This is a genomic window from Intestinibacter sp., assembly GCF_022780145.1.
Taxonomy (GTDB): Bacteria; Bacillota; Clostridia; order Peptostreptococcales; family Peptostreptococcaceae; genus Intestinibacter.
This window is the reverse complement of record NZ_JALEXO010000167.1, coordinates 1-6,175: the sequence shown is the minus strand read 5'-3', so window position 1 is coordinate 6,175 and position 6,175 is coordinate 1. Positions and strand designations below refer to the sequence as shown.

At 27.7% G+C, this 6,175-nt stretch carries 6 protein-coding genes; all 6 read left to right on the top strand.

Features of this window, described 5'->3' with window-relative positions; translation table 11 throughout:
- Positions 1-262 precede the first annotated feature (262 nt).
- A complete protein-coding gene (locus MR593_RS06585; RefSeq protein WP_290691084.1) occupies positions 263-1,510 on the top strand; it encodes an ion channel in 1,248 nt (415 codons plus the stop codon).
- 93 nt (positions 1,511-1,603) lie between these two features.
- A complete protein-coding gene (trxB, locus tag MR593_RS06580; protein WP_290691081.1) occupies positions 1,604-2,536 on the top strand; it encodes a thioredoxin-disulfide reductase in 933 nt (310 codons plus the stop codon).
- A gap of 22 nt (positions 2,537-2,558) precedes the next feature.
- A complete protein-coding gene (gene trxA / locus MR593_RS06575; RefSeq protein ID WP_290691078.1) occupies positions 2,559-2,876 on the top strand; it encodes a thioredoxin TrxA in 318 nt (105 codons plus the stop codon).
- Positions 2,877-3,074: 198 nt separating this feature from the next.
- Positions 3,075-3,695 carry a hypothetical protein gene (locus MR593_RS06570; RefSeq protein ID WP_290691076.1) on the top strand — a complete coding sequence of 207 codons (621 nt, stop codon included), beginning with the start codon at positions 3,075-3,077 and terminating at the stop codon, positions 3,693-3,695.
- Positions 3,696-3,926: 231 nt separating this feature from the next.
- Positions 3,927-4,622, top strand: coding sequence for a response regulator transcription factor (locus tag MR593_RS06565; protein ID WP_290691072.1), 696 nt, complete (start codon positions 3,927-3,929; stop codon positions 4,620-4,622).
- A 10-nt stretch (positions 4,623-4,632) separates the two neighbouring features.
- A partial coding sequence (locus MR593_RS06560) for a histidine kinase dimerization/phospho-acceptor domain-containing protein (protein WP_290691070.1) occupies positions 4,633-6,175 on the top strand: 1,543 nt, incomplete at its 3' end.

Genomic DNA, 6,175 nt, shown 5'->3' with positions numbered 1-6,175 from the left:
TGTTAGATGAGAGCACAGACAACAACAATCCTTAGGTAATTTATTTTCAATTTCTTTTATTTTATCATTCATATAAATAAAACCTCCATTATTAACAATTCCATAATTATCGATTTAAAATAAAGACTTTTTTATCATTTTATTTATATTTGATAAAAAATATTACTTTCCCTACTTAAATTTAAAAATTTGTTTTACTAAATAAAGGAATTTTTATTTAAAAAAAATAAGTATAGTAAATAAAAAAGGAGAAAAAATTAAAATGTATGAGTATAATTTCGATGAAAAGAGGAATAATATAGAGGAAATATTAAAAATTTCTATAGAGGAAAGTAGGGAAAAGTATTATTTTGAGCTAGAGTCGTTTAATAATGAGGAAAAACAATCTCACGATAAAGGTATTAAGAAGAAAAAAACTATAATTAAGAATTTAGGTGATAAGGAAGTAAACTATGAGAAAGAGATTATAGACTTTGAAGATATCGATAATTTAAAGTTTGAAACCTTCTATAATGTAGGATTTGGTTTATTTGATATGACTTCATCCGCTATATATAAGTATTTTGAAAATATAAAATTTGAGTACGTTATATTTAAAAATTGCGTATTTAAAAATGTACAGTTTGAAAACTGCGTATTTTTGGGATGTGAGTTTTTAGATTGTAAATTTTTGAATACTAAGTTTAAATCAAGTGAATTTTTTGATGCTTTGAATAAAAATATAACTTACTTTTATAATTCTGATTTTGAAAATTGTACTTTTGATAAAAGCTGTTTAAAACGAGCTGTATTTCAAGGCGATAATATCACAGGTATGTACTTTGTACTTTCGAATTTAAAAAAATGTATATTTGATAGAAATCAAATCGAGGGGATATACTTCTCAGATTGTGATTTGAGATCATTTTCGATGATAAACAGTTTAGTAGCAAAACTCGAATTTGACGATGAATTTTTGACTAAATTAAACGAAAATACATTTTTTGATAAAATTATGATGTCTAATAAAAGCGAAAAAGATTATACTAATATATATAAAATATATAAAAATATAGCTTCACAATTTGAGAGCAATAGACTTTTGAGTATCTCAGGAGAATATCATTATTTGTACAAGTGCAGTGAGAACAAGGTATTAGAGGGTTTTTCAAAAATAAAATCTAAGCTATTTTGGATGATATGCGGATATGGAGAGAGACCAACTTACGCATTGATTACTTCATTTGAGATTGTGCTTGTATTTGCTATAATATACTTGTTTACAGGAATAAGTGTTGGAGGTAGATTTATAAATTACAATTTATCGTTGTTTTTTATATTAGAAAAAAAGGTAATAGTAGTAGATTTTTTAGAGTCCTTGTATTTTAGCTTAGTTACATTTACAACAGTTGGATATGGAGATATAATTCCAATTGGGACGAGCATTATTTTATCGAGTGTTGAAATGATACTAGGTGTTACAATGGTAGGTATATGGACAGCGACACTTGCTAGAAAAATAACAAGATAGATGCTACATATTTAATATTTTGGATAAATATGATAAATTAAAATTATAAAAATAAAAATTTAGTGGGATTTATATATTTGAAAGGACAGTATAGTGAATAATATTTATGATGTAATAATAATAGGTTCAGGTCCAGGAGGATTGAGTGCTGGAATATATTCAGCAATGTCTAAATTAAAAACTTTGGTAATAGAAAAAAATTATTTTGGTGGGCAAATATTAAATACTGGAACGATTGAGAATTATCCAGGGATTTTAGAAGGTGATACAGGTGCATCATTGGCTGATAGAATGGTAAAGCAATGCAAAAGCTTTGGGGCAGAGTTAGTCAAGGATGAAGTTTTAGAGGTTGATTTATACGGTGATATTAAAACTATAAAGTGTAAAAATAACATCTATCAGACTAAAACTGTAATAATAGCAACTGGCTGCAAGCATAGGAGCTTAGATATAGATAGAGAAGATGAGTTTTTAGGAAAGGGGTTATCCTATTGTGCTATTTGCGATGGACATCTATTTGAAGAGCTTGAAGTATATGTAGTTGGTGGAGGAGATAGTGCAGTAAAGGAAAGTATGTATCTATCGAAATTTGCTAAGAAGGTAACTATTTTGAGTAAATACGATGAATTAAAATGTAGCAAATATATTGAAGATAAGTGCAAAAAAGTAGAAAATATATCTATAATAAAAAATGTAAAAATTACTAAACTATTGGGTGAAGACATATTAAATGGGATTGAAATTGAAAACTTAGAATCAAACGAAAAGATCGTCTTTAAGGCTGACGAAGATGATGAAATAATAGGGTTATTTGTATTTATAGGATTGACTGCACAGACAGATTTATTCGAGGGATTACTAGACCTAGATGAAGAAGGTTATATAAAAACCGATCAAAATATGCAGACAAATATAAATGGCGTTTATGCTGTGGGTGATTGTAGATCTAAAAATTTAAGACAAATAATAACAGCTTCAAACGATGGAGCTATTGCAGCGATGAATGCTGAAAAATACGTAAATTAGAATTGATTTGGGGGATATGGCGATGATTAATGTAAATAAAGAAACATTTGAACAAGAGGTATTAAACTACGAAGGAAGGGTTGTCGTAGAGTTCTGGAGTGAAACATGTCAACCGTGTAAAGAATTACTTCCAAAAGTAGAAGAATTATCTAAGAAATACGATAAAAATATGAAATTTTGTAATTTAGATACTAAAACAGCACCTAGAATAGCTATCAAACAAAAGGTTTTGGGATTGCCTGTGGTAAGAGTTTACGAAAAGGGACAGGTTTTAGACGAAACATCTAATGGAGATGTAACAATCGAAAATATTGAAAATATGATAAAGAAATTTATATAATATGTATATAAATGTAAAGTTATTGACTTTATTTACCTTATAAAAAAAGTAACAAACGTGTAAAGATTTGTTACTAATTTGTAATCTGAAGTAACATTTGTGTAACTACAAATTCATAATATTAGGTGGTACTATAATAGTATAAATAAAGAAATAATATTAATTCATTCAAAATAATATGGATGGGAGGAAGACGTTATGAAAAAAGCTATTATAAGTATTATATCAATATTATGTGTAGGTTTAATGGTGGTTGGACCTATAAGAGAATCTTATGCAACTGATTTAAATGATACAAAATTAGAAGAAAATGTAGTTAAGACTACAGAAGAAAAACAAGAGAAAACAGATAAAGTAGTCAAAGAAAAAGAAGCTACTAAACAAGCTGTTAGAGAAGAACAAAAATCTGAAAAGACTACAGCTAAGGAAGAAAAAGCTGCAGTTAAAGAAACTCAAAAGGCAGATGTAAACACAAAGAAAGAAGCTAAAAAAGAAGATAAAAATGTAGCAAAAGAAGAAAAAACAAATGTAAAAGAAAATAAAGATAAAACTGAACAAAAACAACAAGTAAAAGAAGAAACAAATGAAGACAAAGTATTGACAAAAGCAGAAGCTCTACAACTTGTAAAAGACTTCGAACCATCTTTAGATTACGATTACATGGGTGATGAAAATACATATGAATGTATCAAAGAAAACGGAATCAAAGGTTATGTTTTCTTACCACAATGTGAAGGAGATATGGCATACTTAGTTGATAAAGAAACTGGTCACATATATTTCTTCCATCCGAGTGGATACTTTGAATTATTAAAATAATATATTTAAAATACATAAAAAAGCTGAACTTAAAGGGTTCAGTTTTTTTATGTATTGAAACTCTCCTTATTTGTAAGAAAATTTTAAGATTTATATTAGGTAGTATGTAAAACTTAGTTTGTATTATGAAAGTATAATTTGATAAGGAGGCTTAGTCGTGTATAATTATTTTATGAAGATAGCTATAAAAAACAATAGCACATAAATTACAAGGGGAAAGGATATTTTAAAATGTACAATATATTAGTAGTTGATGATGATAAGGAGATAGTTGAGTCTATCGAGATATACTTGAGAAATGAAGGTTATAAGGTATTTAAAGCATACGATGGGATAGAGGCTTTGGATATACTTACAACAGAGGAAATACATCTTATTTTGATGGATATAATGATGCCTAAGCTAGATGGAATCAAGGCGACTATAAAAATTAGACAGGAAAAAAACATACCTATAATCTTGGTGTCTGCAAAGGGTGAGGACACAGACAAAATTTTAGGGTTGAATATAGGTGCCGATGATTACATAACAAAGCCGTTTAACTTGTTAGAGCTAATAGCTAGGGTTAAATCTAATTTAAGAAGATATATGAATCTAGGAAATTATAACAATGAAGTCAGAGAAGATGTACTTAGAAGTGGTGGATTAGAATTAAATACATCTACCAAGGAGGTAAAGGTAGATGGGAATTTAATAAAGGTTACCCCTATAGAATATAGAATATTGGAATTACTCCTTAGAAATAAGGGAATAGTTTTCTCAATAGATGAGATTTACGAAAAGGTATGGAAGGAAGAGAGCTTCAATGTAGAAAACACAGTAGCAGTCCATATCAGGAGAATCAGGGAAAAAATTGAGATAAATCCTAAGGAGCCTAGATATTTAAAAGTCGTATGGGGGATCGGTTACAAAATAGAGAAATTATAGAGGTGATCCTATGAAAAAATTAAAAAATGTATTTTTGCTTGGATTTTTAATATCGTTATCTGTTTTTTTAGGGACTAATTTTTCTTTTTTAATGGATTGTGTTTATGGAGATGGAAGTTTTTATTATATAGCTTCCTCTGTTGAAGAAGGAAATACTAAAATAGAAAAGGATTATTTTAAAAGCAAGCATTTTAATCAAAGTGTAGTAAATGCTATTTTAGATCAGTTAAAATATTCTGTTGCAGATGAAACGAATTATAGTAATGATCCTTCATACAATGATTATGAAGAGACACAAAAGCAATATATAAAATATAGTAAAAAAGATTCAAAGGACTATTTAAAAACTTTAGATAATATAAAATATTTTTCAATTAACAATAAAACAAAGGAAGTATTTACAAATACAAATTACAAAACTATTAGTGAATTCAAGAAAAATGCAAATGGATATTATCAAGCTGAATTTGACAATGAAAATCTAGTAGATAGAAAAATAGATGGTCAAAAATATAACCAAGCAAGTGATTTTAGTTATATGAATGAAGATGTGGATAATAATGACGATATAAGCGCTTATATTTCAATTTCTGAAAATATAGTAAAAAGTGGGAATTTAGCTTATGATTATAGGAATTATCAGGAAACATTAAAGCAATACGATATTTGCAAAAAGGTTGGTTTGCCATCACTTGTATTAGCAGTTGTATTTTTATCAGTATATATAATTATGAATTTTAAGCTTCCTAAAACTAAGAGAGAATTTTGGCATTATTACAACAAAATTCCTTTAGAAGTAGTAATGACTTTTTTAATTACAGATATAAGTTTTATTTTTATTGCGACTGATTCAGAGTATGGAACAATGGTCAATCAGCTATGTATAATACCTATTTTTATATTATTATTTTACTTTGTTTTATTTATAAAACAGATTTCGAATTTTGATAGAAAGAGGGATTTTTTTAAGACTAGCTGGATTTTTAGAATAATATGTTGGTCATTTAGAAAATCAAAGGAAGCTCTTAAAGAAGCTAGAACATTGCTTCAAACTAGTCAAAAATTTACTTTAATAAAGAAAATAATAGTACTTGCTGTTATATGTGCTTTTGCAGAGTTGTTTTTTGGATTTATTATGATTGATGCTTATATCGACCTTTTAGGGTTAATAATAGTATTTGGAATACAGCTTGGATTTTTAATATATTTAGTTAGAAGATTATCTTATCTAAGTGAGATAATGGATGGTGTTCACAAAATAAAAGAAGGTCAAGTTGATTATAAAATAAAAGAAAAAGACGATTTATATTTCAAAACTCTTGCAAATGATGTAAACAACATAGGTGAAGGTCTTGAAAATTCAATTGAAGGCAGAATCAAGAGCGAGAGAATGAAGAGTGAGCTGAGAACAAATGTTTCTCACGATTTAAAAACACCTCTTACTTCTATAATAAATTATGTCGAGCTTATCAAGAAGGAGGAAGACATAAGCCCAGATTATTTGAAGGATTATGTAAATGTTTTAGATAAAAAATCAAAGAGACTTAAGGTCT